Genomic DNA, 15,617 nt, shown 5'->3' on the forward strand with positions numbered 1-15,617 from the left:
AGCCACAGCCACCAAAATTATGGCTGGCTAGCAATTACCGTTTATGGTCTCGGTTTTCTTTGCCGGTTTTGTTTTGCTTTGAATTGACTGTCGATAGCTGCGCAGTTCGCGCTTCGCGGTCGGCGCCAATAAATAGAGCCCAAATATATTGGGCACACAGATCAGAAACACCAGCGCGTCAGAGATATCGAGCACCGGTTGCAGCTGGATACTGCAGCCAAGTGCGGCAAAACCACAAAACACCAATTTAAAACCAAGCTCCGCCGATCGACTCTCACCCACCAGGTAGGTCCAACCTTTGAGGCCGTAATAGGCCCAAGCGATCATGGTGGAGTAGGCGAAGAGAAATCCGGAGATGGCGATAAATATCGGCGACCAACCAATATTGCGGGCGAACGCGTGTGAAGTCATTTCAATGCCGCCCAAGCCCTGAAAAAATCCGGGCTCGTAATAGAGCGTGGTAACAATCACCAGCGCCGTGAGCGAGCAAATCACCACAGTATCAATAAATGGCTCCAGTAGCGCGACATAGCCTTCGGTAATAGCTTTGTCGGTACGTACCGCCGAGTGCGCAATGGCGGCTGAGCCGATGCCTGCCTCATTGGAAAACACTGCCCGCTGGAAGCCGAGAATCATCACCCCCAGGGCACCGCCAGCGACACTGTCGCTGCCAAACGCGCCGCTAATAATTGCGTGCACGGCAAATGGCAGGGCTTCATAGTTCATGGCAATAATCACCAGGGCACCCACACAGTAGAACACCGCCATAAACGGCACCACCTTACTGGTTACCCGGGCGATGGACTTGATACCTCCGATAATCACCAACGCCACCGAAACCGCCAGCACCAGGCCGAACAACCAACCCTTGTCAGCCAGCCAACTAGCCTCGCTACCACCGGTAACATTCACCACCTGCACATAAGCCTGGTTCGACTGAAACATGTTGCCGATACCCATACAGCCGAGCACGATACCAAGCGCATAAAACCCCCCCAGCAAGCGGCCAGCGCGAGGTTTACCACGCAGCTTCAGCGCCTGTTCCAGGTAGTACATTGGCCCGCCAGAGACACTGCCGTCGCTATTTTCCCGACGGAAAAGCACCCCCAATGTGCACTCGACAAATTTGGTCGACATACCGAGTAAGCCGGCCAGGACCATCCAAAAAACCGCACCAGGACCACCCACCGAAATCGCAATGGCAACACCGCCAATATTACCGATCCCCACAGTACCGGAGACCGCTGTCGCCAGCGCCTGAAAATGGCTCACCTCGCCCGGATGGTGTGCCTGACTGAAATCACCACGCACAATTTTGATGGCATGGCCAAAGCCACGCAGATTCAGAAAATTGAAATAGAGGGTGAAGAAGAGCGCTGCGGCCACCAACCATAAAACCACCAATGGCAGCTGGCTGCCAAACAGTGAAACTTTATAGAAAACCAGGCTCGACAGAATCTCTGCCACGGGTGTTGCCCAGGCGTTAATGGTTTCATCAACGCCCGCCAACACGGCCGGGCTAAGTAACATCAAGCTTAACAGCAACCCTCGTTGGGCTTTGCGTTTATGCTGCGCAGACATACATCCTCCTCTCTTCGATCACGGCCATTAAGCCAGGGGCTTGGCGGCAAACGCCCGCTGCAAAATCGCCAAAATCTGATCGATTTCAATCTCTCCGGCAATTAACGCCGGACTCAAGCACAATGTGTTATTGAATTGGTTAAAACTACGATTGGTACGACTGATCAGCAACCCCTGGCGTGCACACTCGGCGACAAAGCCGGCGGCGTAGCTCTCGGCGACCGGCGCTTTGCTCTGCTGATCTGCCACCAACTCAATACCAGCAAACAAACCCTTACCGCGCACATCGCCGATAACAGCAAATTCGCTCTTCAGGCTCTGCAAACCATCCAGTAAGCGTGCACCCATCGCCTTAACATTGGCCAACAAATTTTCCCGCTCCAGAATCTCCAGGGTTTTTAAGCCGGCGGTAGGGCCGGCGGTACAACCGCCAAACGTGCTGATGTCCCGAAAGTAGGGCATGCGCTCGGAAGGGTCGGCCTTGAAACGATTGAATACCGCCTCGGTGGTTACCGTGCAAGAGATAGCCGCATAGCCGCTGGCCACCCCTTTGGCCATGGTCACGAAGTCGGGTTGAACATCGTAATTCTGGTAGCCAAACCACTCACCGGTGCGGCCAACGCCACAAACCACTTCATCGATATGCAGTAAGAGCCCATATTTGCGGCAAATACTCTGAATAATCGGAAAGTACTCCGGCACCGGTGGAATCACACCACCACCGGCGGTAATGGGCTCTAGCACAACCGCGCCAACGGAATCTGGCCCCTCCGCCAACACCACTCGCTCCAAGTCGTGGGCACACTCAATATTGCAACTGCCATACTCTTTACCAAACGGGCAACGATAACAGCAGCAGTGGCTAAAAGCGCTGAAGCCGGGCACAAACGGCCCGTACTGCTCGCGCCGCTCCTCCTGGCCGGTGGAACTGAGTGCACCGATGGTGGTGCCGTGATAATCGCGCTGACGATAGATAATTTTGTACTTCTCGCCCTGACCCTCGATATGGGCCAACTGGCGCACCATCTTGTAGACTTTTTCGTTGGCTTCGGAGCCGGAGTTGGAGAAGTAGACCCGCGCCATACCCGGCATCTTCTCCACCAGTGCGGCGGCGTATTGCGCCGCCGGCAGATTGCCCGCCGAGTGGGCGTAGTAGCACATCTGCACCAGCTGATCGCGCACCGCGTCGGCGATCTCTTCCCGGCCGTATCCAACGTTCACCGACCAGACACCACCCGAGGTCGCATCCAAATACTCTTTGCCATTGGCATCGGTTACACGCATGCCTTCGCCACTGACAATCACCATAGGATCCTGCTGATCAAACAGTTGGTGCTGGGTTAGGTGGTGCCAAACATGCTGTTTGTCGGATGCAATAATATCGGCAAATTCACTCATACAATTGTGTTATCCCGTTGCGTTGGAAGTTGAATTTACTTTAGGGGATTTTGCCGTTCGGGCTTAGGGCCAGGGGCGCGCCAACCATTGGGCCACGCCCGGCCACTCAGATAACCAGCGTCTTGGTAAAGCTCATCTCGCGGATGGCATACTTTATACCCTCGCGGCCGGTGCCACTCTCCTTCACGCCACCAAAGGGGAAGTGCTCAGTACGAAAGCCGGGGCCATCGTTACAGGCCAGGGTGCCCACATCCAGAGCCTCAAACAGCTGGCGAATCACCGCCAGGTTTTGGGTAAACAGGCCGGCCTGCAGGCCGTAGCAACTGTTGTTAATGATCGGCACAATTTCGTCCAGCTCAGTGAAGGCATAGAGCGGCACCACCGGGCCAAACAACTCCTCGCGCATCAGCAGCGCATCGGCCGGCACTGCCTCCAAAATAGTGGGATAGACCAGCGCTCCATCGTATTGGTGGCCGATGGTTACCTGGGCGCCGCGGGCAACCGCATCGTTCACCAGCCGCTCGACTTCTTGTGCCGCACCCTGATGAATAACCGGGCCAACAAAGGTCTGCTCATCCATCGGATCGCCCACTTTCAGCTGTTGGGTTTTGGCCAACAGGCTATTGCGAAATTCGCTATAAACCTGCTGGTGAACAAACACCCTTTTGGCCGCGGTACAGCGTTGCCCGGCCGTGGCAAAACGTTGATTGATAGTGGCATTCACCGCCGCTTCAACATCACCGTCGGGCATCACAATCAGCGGATCATTACCGCCCAGCTCCAACAACAATTTTTTATAGCCAGAGACCGCCGCGATGGCATTGGCCACCTGAGTACTGCCCGTGAAATTGATGCAATTAACGCTCGGGTGCGCATTTAACTGGTCGAGATCAGCAAACGCCGGCATACAGAATTGCAACACCTGCTGATCCATACCCGCCTGGTAACAGAGCTCGGTAAACAACAGCGAAGAAGCGGTATTTTGCGGGCTCGATTTAAAGAGGATGGTATTGCCAGCAGCGAAAGCCGGGCCGATCTTATGCATGGCGATATTAATCGGGAAATTAAATGGCGTGATGCACAGCACCGTGCCCAGCGGCCGCCATAACACCACCCCCAGTTTGCCGCGCGCGGGGGCGAAGCAGTCTGAATCCAGACATTCACCGCTAATCTGGCGCGCCTCCTCGCTGCTGGCAATCGCGGCGTTAATAGCACGGGTCAGCTCCACCCGGGAATCAGAAATCGTCTTGCCGGTCTCGGCGGTAATCAGTTGTGCCAGGCGCTCGGCATTCTGCTCCAGCAGCCCGGCTAATTTGCGCAGAATATTGGCCCGCTCATTGGCCGTGGTGCAGCGCTGTCGCTGCTGGCCCTGCTCCAGCAGTTCCAGTTTAACGCTCAGGCTTGACCAGTCATCGTAGTTAAATTGACCAAGGTGCTCTTGGGTATAGGGATTGCGCACGTCATAGTGGTTGCTCATAGTGGCAGGCTCATCTCTAACAGTTGATAGCCGATGCGTAGACCGGCAAGAAGAAGGGCGACTTTCATCAGCCGCATAAAAAAATTGGCATTAATCCGGTAGAGCACATGGATACCTATCCGGGCGCCCAGCACACCGGCCAGGCTCAAAATAATCAGCAACCCCAGGTGCTCCAGAAAAGGAAAACCCAAATATAAAAAAGCGGGAATTTTGCTGAAGTGCACCACCATCTGCAGCAGCGATTTATTGGCCACAATCGCCTCTTTACTGAGATCGTCGCGCATAAAAAATATGGCCAGAATCGGGTCGATTATACCGGCCACAATACCCAGCGATCCGGTCGCCACACCCACCCAAAAATAGTTGCCGTCAGAGACGCGAATCGGTGGCAGGCGGGCGGGGCGAAACAGCGTGTAGGCAATCAGCAGCAGAATAATCAGCAGCGGCCAGAACTCGCCGACCAGGCGCGCCACAAACAGGGTGGTGAGGGTTACCCCGAGCAGAGCCCCCAAGGTAAAGGGCCAGATAATTGGCCAGCGGAGATAGCGGCGTAAATAGATGCTGCGGGCAGCATTATTAAACAGCTGCACTACGCCGTGAATGGGTACCAGAGCGCGCACAGGAATGCAGAGGTTCATCGCCGCAAACATCAACACACCACCGGCCATACCCGTTACCGAGGTAATAAACGATGCCGCCGTTACCGCCAGGAACAGCGCCAGTAACGCGAGATTGGTCAGCTCAAAATCCACCATACCCAGAACACTCAGTACCGAATAACTGGGTGCAGTGTAGAGCTTGGGAAGGCGATGACAGATAGCCAGATCGGCAAAAAGGATTGGGCCAGCACCGCTTGCTGCCAGCCCAAGTCAGGCTCAGATAACGCTAATCGAGCAGCCGACCAAGGGCCGCAATACCCGGCTCGATCTTGTCGGCGGTAATCGCGGCGAAGCCCAGGCGCAGGTAGTTTTTACGGGGGTCGTCACCGGCAAAGTGGATGGCGCCCGGCTCAATCAGAATACTGTTTTTGGCCGCGCGCCAGGAGAGCTGCTCGGTGTCGACAGCCACTGGCGCCTCCAGCCAGAGCGAAGTGGCGCCCGAGCCGTGTGACAACACTTTAAACTGTGGCAGATGCCGGCTGATGGCCATCTCCATCAAGCCGAGCTTGTGGGCGTAACTCTCGCGCATCTTGCGCAGATAGCTATCGAAATAGCCCTGCGAAATAAACAGCGCCAGTTGCCGCTGGTTGTGCACCGGCACGTGGCGATACATCAGCCGGCGTAGTGCCCGCGCTTCGCTGATCAGCTCTTCGTTGGCTACCATAAAGCCCAGGCGCACCCCGGGGGCAATCGCCTTTGACATACTGCCCACGTAGATGACCCGCTCCTGTGGATCCACCGCCCGCAAGGCCGGCTGCGCCTCCTTCTGCAGATTGATCTCTGCGTCGTAGTCATCTTCGATAATCACCACATCGTGCAGCTCGGCCAAGTGCATAAGCCGTTTGCGCCGCTCGCTACTCATCACCGCACCCGTGGGTACCTGGTGGCTCGGTGTCAGGTAGAGGTAGTCCAGCCTGGCCAGTTCGGCCTCACTCTCCTCATTCAGGATCAAACCATCCTGATCGACATCGAAGAAGCTCAACTGGGCGTTAAAGGTAGAGAAGATATTCTTCACATCCGGGAAGCCGGGGTTTTCCAAGCCCACCCGGGTATTCTTGTCGGCCAACAGGTTGGCAATCATATAGAGCGAATTTTGGGTGCCGATAGTCACTAGAATTTCACTGGCTTCGGCGTAGATGCCCCGGCGCGGCAAAATATTGCTGCGCAACTGCTCCAGCAACAACGGGTCATCGCCATCAATCCAGTCAAACGCCCAATGTTTGCCACTGTGCTGTGACATCGCCTTCTGGCCACACTCACGCCAGCTGCGCTCGGGGAACAGATCGGTAGCGATCTGACCGTAGATAAAGGGGTAGGTAAAGTTTGCCCAGTTGCTCGGTTTAATAATATTGCGCTTGTTACCCGGGTGGGTTTTAAAGCGGGTGGACCAATCCAGCTCCTGGCCGTCGCTGGCACTCACCGGCGACAGCATCGCCTCCTGCTCGTGGAACGCAGTATTGACGAAATAGCCCAGGCGCGGTTTGGAGACCAGGTACTCCATATCCACCAGATCTTCGTAGATCTGCATAATGGTGTTGCGCGAAACGCCGAGCATCTCCGCCATTCGGCGCGAAGAGGGCAGCGCCACATCGGTGGCAATTTTGCCAGCGAGTATCATGGAGACCAGATGCGCGCGCACCTGGTCACGCAGGGTTCGCCCCGCCTCAAACTCAATGTGAATCAGCTGTTCAGACATAAACTACGCACCGCCGTGATGGATCACCGAAACGGGAACAGTGCAATTTGAAGGCCACGCATAGGGCCAGATTGCCCCCGACCATTGGGCCAGCCCAAGCCCGCGCCCGGCGGGCGTGGGCTGGAGCGCTGCATTGGAATCCTCATACTGGTGAACCCTGCTAGCCCGCCAGACATGAGTCGATGGCCGCGTGTGCACCACCGCACCCTATTGGGGCATAGGCTCGCTGGCCGATATCGGCGGCTGTCCCTGGCATTCACTACTTGGCTCCCGCCCATGCCGGCCGGCGCCAATCTGGTAGAGCACAGGCACCAGAAACAGAGTGATCAGCGTGCTAAACAGCAAGCCGCCAGATAAGGAGAGCGCCATAGGCACAAACATGGCACGGGTGGAGGTCTCGGTGGTACTCAGCAAAGGCACCAGGCCAACAAAGGTGGTGAAGGTGGTTAAAAAGATGGGCCGAAAGCGCTCACAGGCAGCGGTCACTATCGCCTGATTCAACTCCAGACCACCCTCCCCCTGCAGGTGGTTGATGCGGTCCACCAACACCAGTGCCGAGTTGATCACTACCCCGGATAACGCCACGATGCCCAAAATGGAGAAGAAGACAAACGCCTCGTTGAGCACCAGGTGACCCAGAATCGCACCCACCAGGCCAAACGGAATGGCACTCATCACCAACAGCGGCTGCAGATAGGAGCGCAGTGGAATCGCCAGCAACGCATACACCAGAAACAGTGACAGCAACACCGCCTGCAACAGGCTGGCACCGGCCTCACTCTGCTCCTCTGCCTCCCCGGCAAAGCGTACATCCAACTGCGGGTACTGGCGCTGCAAGCCGGGCAAGACCTCCTGAGAGAGTTTGGCCAGCACCTCATCACCGGTAATTTGGTTGGCATCGACATCGGCAATCACATTGACCACCCGCCGGCCATCTATGCGCTCGATCTTGGAGAAGCCACGCCCCAGCTCCATGCGTGCGACGCTGGCGAAGGGCACCTCAATACCGGTTTGGGTGCGTATGCGCATCCCCTCCAAATTGCCCAGGCTGGCGCGCTCGGCCTGTGGGTAGCGCACAAACACCTTCACCTCCTCCCGGCCGCGCTGAATGCGCTGCACCTCTTCTCCGTAGAAGGCCTGGCGTACCTGATTGGCCAGCTCGCGGGTGGTCAAGCCCAGGTTGTGTCCCTGCGGCAACAGGGTCAATAGCAGCTCCTGTTTACCGAACTCGAAACTGTCGTAAATATCTGTCACCCCCGGCGTAGCGTAGAGCGCCGCCTTAACCTGTTCGGCGGCGGCGTCCAGCTCGGCCAGGTCATCACCGCGCAGCTGCAGCTCCACCGGCTTGCCCAGCACCAGCGAGGTGGCATCAAAGGATTGCCGCACCGCGTTGGGGATGGGGCCGGTCAACTCCCGCCAGCGCGCCGCCAAGGCCGCCGGGCTGGGCCCGCTGTAATCCTCCGGCAGCTCCAATGAGAGCGCCAGCTCGGCAAAATGGGGGCCGATAACCGCACTCTCGGCCAGGCTGCCCTTAATGAGTTGCTTGCCCAGCGATACCAGGGAGTGGCCAAAAATCGACTCCCCCTCGGGCAGATCAAGCGCCAGATCCACCTCTTCGCGCAGCTGCTGTGCCGAGTGCTGCAGTTGCGCCACCACCGCCTCGGTAGCCGCCACCGACGACCCCTCCGGCAGGCTGATGCTGGCGTAGAGTCGTTCGGCAGGGATGGGAGGGAAAAACTGCAGTGGCACGCGGCCACTGGCCATCAACCCCACGGTCAGCAGCAGGGCGGAAAATGCCAGCGCGATAGTAGCGTAGCGCCACTCGATGGCCAGCTGCAGCGCCGGCCGATAGAGTCGCGCCACTGTGCGGTCCAGGCCGTTGCCAATGGCATCGACCAGGCGCTCAAACCACCAGCTGCGCGCTGGCTTGGCCTTGGCAGCGGCTTGATGAGCCAGGTGGCCGGGCAGAATCCACTGGGACTCCACCAGCGACATCAGCAGGATCAGGGTGACCACCAAACCAATGGGCTTGAGGATGCTGCCAATAGGGCCGGGAATTACCGTTAATGGTAGAAAGGTGGCGACGGTGGTGAGCACGCCGAAAATCACCGGCACCGACACCTCCTGCGCCCCCAGCTTGGCCGCTTCCGCCGGTCGCCAGCCAAGCTGCTGGTAACTGTAGATACGCTCCCCCACCACCACCGCATCGTCCACCACGATACCCAGCACCAGCATCACCGCGGCCACGGAGATGGTGGAGATTGAGATCGACAGAGCCGGAAACAGCAGCAGCGAACCGCACAGGGCGATGGGAATACCGGCGGTGACCCAGAACGCCAGGCGCATGCGCATAAACAGCGTCAGCGTGATGATCACCAGCAGCAGTCCGCTGATGGCGTTGTTACCCAGGGTGCGGATACGGGCGATCAGCTCCTGTGACTCATCCTGCCAAATCTGGTAGTGGATACCTTCCGGCAACCAGCGCTCGGCCTGCTGCAGGTAGGCTTTAACGGCGTGGGCGACCTCGATGACATCCTCCTCACCGATACGCCGAATATCGAGAATAATGGCTGGGCTGCCATCAAAATGAGCCCACACATCCAGATCCTCAAAACCGTCGTGGATGGTGGCAATCTCGCCCAGGGTCACCCGTGAGCCGTCAGCCTTGGCGATCACCACCAGCGATTCAAAATCGTCGCGCCAGTAGCGCTGATTTTCGGTTTTCAGAATGATCTGGCCGTCGCGGCCTTTGATCAGGCCACCGGGCATATTAAGCGAGTTGCGTTCAATCACGGCGGCCACATCGGCCAGGGTCAGCTGGTGCTGGCGCAGGGTCTGCTCCGACACCTCAATAGAGATCTCCTCCGGACGGGTGTAGTTAACCTTTACCTGGCTGACCGCCGGGTGGTCGAGCAGCTCGCGCTGCATACGCACGCCCAGTCGTTTCATCGTTGCTTCATCGGCCGGCCCCGAGAGCGCCACCTGCAGCACCGCGTAACTGGAGGTGACCTCACTCACCACCGGCCGCTCTATGTCCAGCGGAAAGCTATCGATCTGATCGACCCGATTTTTCACCTCCCGCAGCGCTTTTGCCTCGTCGGCCCCGGTGGTCAACTCCATCGCGACCGAACAGCGCCCCTCGGCCGCGGTGGCACGCAGTTTCTTACTCCCCTCCAGGCCGGCCAGGGCATCCTCTAACTTCATGCAGACACTCTGCTCCACCTCGGTGGCGGTCGCCTGCGGGTAGACCACATCCACCGTAATCAGGCTCATCTCAACATCGGGCAACTCCTCGCGATAGAGGTTGGGCAGGGTCACCAGGCCACCGCCGAGCAGCAGCCACATAAGCAGATTACTGGCGACCGGGTTATCGACAAACCAGGCGATACAGCGCTTCATAGTAGACCACCGACTGACTCTGCTGAGATTGGAGCCGCGGCGGGTGCCAACTGCTCGCTCACCAACACCGGCTCTACCACCATCCCCTCCACGGCCAGCTCCACAGCGTGGGTGCTGACCAGAGTACCCGCTGTCAGACCGCCTTGAATCAGCACGTAGTCGCCCTCCAGGCGCAAAATCGACACCTCCGGCAGCCGCAAACGGTGTTCGGCATCGACCACCACCACCTGCTCGCTGTTGCGCATGGCGCTGCGATGCAGGCGAATAACGTTGTCCACTTCCCGGCCCATGATATCCGCTTCAACAAACAGGCCGATGGGCAGCTCCGCCGGCAGCGACTCGTATAGCACCTGCGCCACGCCGTAAACCATATTCGAGCGACGATCCAACTCCGCCTCCAGGCGCACCAAGCGGCCACTGAACTGATGAGTAATACCGGCGTAAAGCGCGTGAAATTGCACCAGTGCCGGGCTGTCTGACGATGGCAAATTGAGGAACTTCAGCTGTTGCTGGGGAATCGGCAGGCGTACTTCCAGAACGCTGGTTTGATAGAGGGCAGCCAGCGTCTCACCGCGCCGGACAAACTGATTTTCAGCCAACGCTTCCGATAACACGCGGCCGTCAAAGGGGGCCAGCAAGCTGGTACGGGTCAAATCTCGTTTAGCATCGTCCAGCAGCGCCTGGGATAGGGTGAGCTCCGCCGACGCCGTCACCGCCAGCCGTTGAGCCTGTTCCAGGGCAGTATCGCTGGCCAGTTTCTTACTGTGCAGCTGGCGCATCCGGGTCAGCTCATCGCTCGTGTATTGCTGCTCTACTGTCGCCTTCTGCAGTCGGGCCTCGGCTTGAGCCACCGCCGACTGATACTCGGCCGGGTCGATACGCAACAGCGGCTCTCCCTCTTGAAAACGGCCACCGGCCACCAGCTCTGGACTAACCCAGGTGATGCGGCCATCCACTTCCGGTGCCAGGTCGAGCGGGTGACGCGCTTCGAGCACCCCTTCCGAGTGCACCACCAGCTGTTCACGGCGCGGCTGCACGGCAACCACCTCTACAATTGGCAAGATTTTTTTATAGGGTTGACTCTGGTGCTGCTTGCCGGTGGCGATCAAGGTCACGGTTAATAACAGGCCACCCAACAGTATCAACAGGGGCACCAGCGTCTTTTTGGAAGGTCGCCAAGGGCGCATAAATCTGCCTCTTTTTTGCAGTAACAATCATTCAACACCCCTGTGGAATAAGGGGCTTAGCAAATTAACAAGTCGGGGCTGACTGGAGGGAGAACCAGTTGCTCAGTAGGTAGTGGGCCAAGCCGTTGTAGGCCCGTCGCGGTAGTGATGAAAAGAGATTATCAAAGACAAAAAGGGGGGAATCGGCCCTCTTTTTATGCACCATTTTGGATGAATACCCCCTTCCAGAGGAAATGCCAGCTCCGCCATGGGGCAAATAGTGGCCTGGTCCGTAACTCATCGAAATCTGGCCCTATGGTCGTACAAAAATCCTACGCTAGCTTGATAGGCAGCGACCTGCACCACTCGCGACCTTGTCGTCGACAGTGGGTTAACTATTTCTTCTGGAGGCAATGAACATGACCAAGCCCGGCGTAGTATCCCCCTTGAGCTTCGCGATCAGCGCCCTGCTGATGGCATCCACCAGCGTATCCGCGCAGATTGAAGAAGTCGTTGTAACGGCCCAGAAGCGGTCGCAGGACCTGCAGGATGTACCCATCGCGGTGACCGCCATGAACGCCGACATGTTAAAAGATGCCGGCATCAGTAACGTCACGGGGATCGCGGCTCGCACGCCAGGCTTTAGCATGGGTGAATTCAACCCGGCGCAACCGCAACTCTATATTCGCGGCATCGGTTCCAACGGCGACGGCGCCGCCAGCGGTGAGCAGTCGGTGGCGATGTTTATCGACGGGGTCTACGTTAACCGCAGCGCCGGTACCGGACTGGAGCTGTTTGATATTCAATCGATTGAGGTGTTGCGCGGCCCACAAGGCACCCTGTGGGGCAAAAACGCTATCGCCGGCGCCATCAACGTCACCACCCGCAAACCCTCCGATCAATTCGAAGCGGCAGCGGAATTCACCCTCGGTAATCTTGGTGTTAGCAACCTGCGCAGTATGATTGCCGGCCCACTGACCGACAAACTCAACGGTAAACTGAGCCTCAACACCAAACAGCGCGACCCCTACGTGCAAAGTGTGGTTGATTCCAGTATCGAGACCGGCGACGTCGACTCCCAAGGCGCCCGCGCCCAGCTCAACTATCTGGCCAGCGATAACCTGGAGTTTCTGTTCACCGCCAACTACGGCACCGATGAACGCGGTGGCAACGCCTCTATCTCCGATGCCACTGTCGGCATAACCGGCCAGGCGCTGACACAGGCCATCGCCGAAGGCTATCCCGAGGCTGACTTCTACGAGAACTACCAAAGCTATCGCGGCTACTCTGATATGGAAAATTCAGGTGCTTCGCTCAAGGTGGACTGGCAGCAAGAGCTCTATACGCTCTCCTCACTGACCGCCTATACCAGCAACAAAGCTAAATTTGCCCAGGCCGGCATGGCGGTCGCACCCGAGATCTTCTATAACTACGGCAGCTTTTCGGTCAGTGCACTCGGCCCCTTTGCCGGGGTCAGTATTGTCAATCCCGTCGACGAAACGTCGGAGATGTTTTCCCAGGAGCTGCGCCTGGCGGGTGAGCTCAACAATGTAACTTGGCAGGCGGGCGCCTACTACGCTGAAGAGGATACCGACCGCACCGAGGGCAATGTCCTCGACGCGCCGGCTTTTTTGATCGGCACCTTGGGCGACCCACTGCTGGCGTTGGCCTACAGTCCATCGGTCGACCAGGCTCGGCAACAAAACACCACCACCACTTACGCCCTATTCACTGAAGCCACCTACTCGGTTAGCGATGCCCTGGATCTAACTCTGGGACTGCGCTATACCCAGGAGACCAAGGATTACTCCAACTCCGGCTCCATGCGCTCGCTGAATGACCCCAGTCTGCCGGTTTTGACCAGTGAGTATCAGGCCAAGGAGACCTGGGACGCACCTACCTACCGCCTGGTGGCCAACTACCGCTTCAACAACGATGTTATGACCTACGCCAGCGTCGCAACCGGCTTCAAAAGCGGCGGCTTTGGCATCTCCACGCCGCTCAGCCCCGCCCTCGGCGAACCCTTCAACGAAGAGCAGGCGCTGAACTACGAGCTGGGTTTCAAAAGCACCCTGCTCGATAGCAAACTGCGCCTGAACGCCGCGCTGTTCCGCACCGAGTACAAAGATCTGCAGATACTGCAGCAATTCCTGTGTGAAGAGTGCACCATCGCCCCGCTGATCACCAAAAATGCGGGTGAGGCGCTCTCACAAGGGGTCGAATTGGAGTTGACCTACCTGCTTACCGACCACTTCACCGCCAGCGCCAACTACTCCTATCTGGAAGCAGAATTCGTTGATCTGGAAGGCACCCTGGCCAATGACGAAGGCAACAAACTACGCAATGCGCCACGCAACACCTACAACGCCGTATTGGCCTACGACACCGACCTAAGTTTCGGCGGCTTCCTGAAAGCACGCCTGGAGTACATTCACAAAGAGAAGGCCTATCAGGACACCGTGAACAATGAGTATGCCGCGATTCCGGAGTATCGACTCTTTAATGGCCGTTTAGCCTACACCTCCGCCAATGAAAACTGGGAGGTGGCGCTGTTTGGCAACAATCTGATGAATGAAGAGTACTACCTGCACAACTTCTCACTGCCCCCCTTCGGCGCTGTGCATGTACCCGGTCTGCCACGCAACTACGGCGTTACCGTTACTTGGAAAAACTTCTAAACCCGAACAATCTCCGATTCCCCATCTCCATGTTTTACCCGGTCGAGGCCGGGTTTTTTTGTTTACCTGAACACGGTATTGGCCGGGGTGAAGGCCGTAGGCGAGTGCAGAGACGAACGCTGCCGGGAGCCAGCACAGAGTTTTGCTGCAGACCAACGCGCTTAAAGGTCGCCGCTATACCGTTCGCTGGAAATAAGGAAGATTAAACGAAGTCGCGCAATGGAAACTAAGCGAGGAGAGTATGTGGAGAATGGTTTGTGCTTATTGAGCAGCACAAACCATTCAGCAAAACCGTGGCAACAGCACCTCGGCAGTAACACGATAGCGGTAGCCCCAGCGCACTACGGCTTAGCCAACAACCCCTTGACCAGCAGATTGGGCAACAGACTGTTATCCCACTCCGGTGATTTGGGCGGCGTACGGCCAAGGCGCAGCACCACCATGTCGTATTTGGGCAGAACATAAACGACCTGGTTGGAGTTGCCATCGAACATAAACAGCGTTTCGTCAGCATAGGGTTGGCTGTGCAACACCTGTGGGCCGGGACCACCGGGGCCGGTAAAGCCGCGCCGCTCAACATAGTCACCGGCAACCCACACCCCCAGGCCGTAGTGGGGATTTTGTTCGGTGGCGGTGGCCATGGCCTGCACATAACCCTCAGGTAACAGGCGCTCACCTTCAACCATGCCGTTGTTTAACAGTAATAGCGCCAGGCGCAACCAGCTCTCGGCCGGCAGGTACATGCAACAACCCGAGTGCGCCAGCCCCTGAGGCCGGTCCACCCAGATGGAGCCACCGGCAGCACCCACCTTGGCCAGCACCTCTTGGCCAATAAAGTCACCGTAGCGCTGGCCGGTGGCACGCTCAATCAACAGCGCCACCATATCGCCGGTGGCATTGTTGTAGAGATATTTCTCCCCGGGCTCGGCTGCCAGTGGGTAGTGGTGAATCAGGTAGTCGCCATGCTCCAGGGAGAGGTAGGCACGGTTCCAGGGGTGGTCAGGGTCGGTGCTGAAACCCTGGGCTAAAAAGCCAGAGCGCATATCCAGCAGGTGGCGCACCTTCACCAGGGCCTTGGGCGTGCCCCGCCACTCAGTAATAAAATCGGCGACCGCTTGATCCAGTGACTGAATCGCCCCCAGTTGCAGCGCCCGGCCAACGGCAATGGCACCGAGCGGTTTGGAGAGAGACTTCGATACCAGCGGTGTCGTTTGGCTTACCTCACCAAAATAACTCGCCGCCTGTAGCCGCCCACCCTGCCAAACCATAAAGGCGTCGGAGTTGTTGCGCTCGGCGTAGTCTATAGCCTCGGCCAGGCTCGCCGCCGAGAGCGTCCGCTCTTCGGCCGCGACACTGACCAGTGGTTGATAATCAGTGGCCCCCAGCACCGGCTCTTGCGGCTCATAGGCTCTCATAAATCCGCCATTGGCCATTACCGTTGCCAACCGCTGTTGGTAGAGCGCTTCGTAGTCTTGCTCAGCTGTAGCACTCACTGCACTCGACACCCAAATTGCACCCAGCAATAATTTGCCGAGCCACAAGCTGCCGACCGAATTCGTATTA

General features: G+C 57.7%; 9 protein-coding genes. 1 reads left to right on the top strand and 8 read right to left on the bottom strand.

Translation table 11 applies throughout. The features are described from left to right. Positions 1-27: 27 nt before the first annotated feature. From SBL51_RS08220 to SBL51_RS08250, 7 genes are all read right to left on the bottom strand, one after another. Entirely contained in the window at positions 28-1,581 is a 1,554-nt protein-coding gene (locus SBL51_RS08220; protein ID WP_317930416.1) for an alanine/glycine:cation symporter family protein, read from the bottom strand. 27 nt (positions 1,582-1,608) lie between these two features. Continuing rightward, complete coding sequence (locus tag SBL51_RS08225) at positions 1,609-2,979, bottom strand: aspartate aminotransferase family protein (protein WP_317930417.1); 1,371 nt, start codon at positions 2,977-2,979, stop codon at positions 1,609-1,611. 106 nt (positions 2,980-3,085) lie between these two features. After that, positions 3,086-4,456, bottom strand: a complete 1,371-nt coding sequence (gene safD, locus SBL51_RS08230; protein ID WP_317930418.1) for a sulfoacetaldehyde dehydrogenase SafD — start codon at positions 4,454-4,456, stop codon at positions 3,086-3,088. Further along, positions 4,453-5,211, bottom strand: a complete 759-nt coding sequence (locus SBL51_RS08235) for a sulfite exporter TauE/SafE family protein (RefSeq protein ID WP_317930419.1) — start codon at positions 5,209-5,211, stop codon at positions 4,453-4,455. The genes safD and SBL51_RS08235 overlap by 4 nt, the downstream gene beginning before the upstream one ends. Positions 5,212-5,341: 130 nt before the next feature. Then, positions 5,342-6,811 (bottom strand): PLP-dependent aminotransferase family protein, encoded by a 1,470-nt coding sequence (locus tag SBL51_RS08240; protein WP_317930420.1) that lies wholly within the window; start codon positions 6,809-6,811, stop codon positions 5,342-5,344. Positions 6,812-7,018: 207 nt separating this feature from the next. Beyond that, positions 7,019-10,210 carry an efflux RND transporter permease subunit gene (locus tag SBL51_RS08245; RefSeq protein WP_317930421.1) on the bottom strand — a complete coding sequence of 1,064 codons (3,192 nt, stop codon included), beginning with the start codon at positions 10,208-10,210 and terminating at the stop codon, positions 7,019-7,021. Then, complete coding sequence (locus tag SBL51_RS08250; protein ID WP_317930422.1) at positions 10,207-11,397, bottom strand: efflux RND transporter periplasmic adaptor subunit; 1,191 nt, start codon at positions 11,395-11,397, stop codon at positions 10,207-10,209. The genes SBL51_RS08245 and SBL51_RS08250 overlap by 4 nt, the downstream gene beginning before the upstream one ends. 398 nt (positions 11,398-11,795) lie before the next feature. Here SBL51_RS08250 and SBL51_RS08255 point away from each other — a divergent pair, with 398 nt between their 5' ends. Beyond that, the gene (locus tag SBL51_RS08255; protein ID WP_317930423.1) at positions 11,796-14,054 is read left to right on the top strand and encodes a TonB-dependent receptor; all 2,259 of its coding nucleotides are present in this window, start codon (positions 11,796-11,798) and stop codon (positions 14,052-14,054) included. Between the two features lie 341 nt (positions 14,055-14,395). Here SBL51_RS08255 and SBL51_RS08260 read toward each other — a convergent pair whose 3' ends face one another. Continuing rightward, complete coding sequence (locus tag SBL51_RS08260) at positions 14,396-15,547, bottom strand: serine hydrolase domain-containing protein (RefSeq protein WP_317930424.1); 1,152 nt, start codon at positions 15,545-15,547, stop codon at positions 14,396-14,398. Positions 15,548-15,617: the final 70 nt, after the last annotated feature.

The organism is Halioxenophilus sp. WMMB6 (assembly GCF_033283405.1).
Lineage (GTDB): Bacteria > Pseudomonadota > Gammaproteobacteria > Pseudomonadales > Cellvibrionaceae > Halioxenophilus.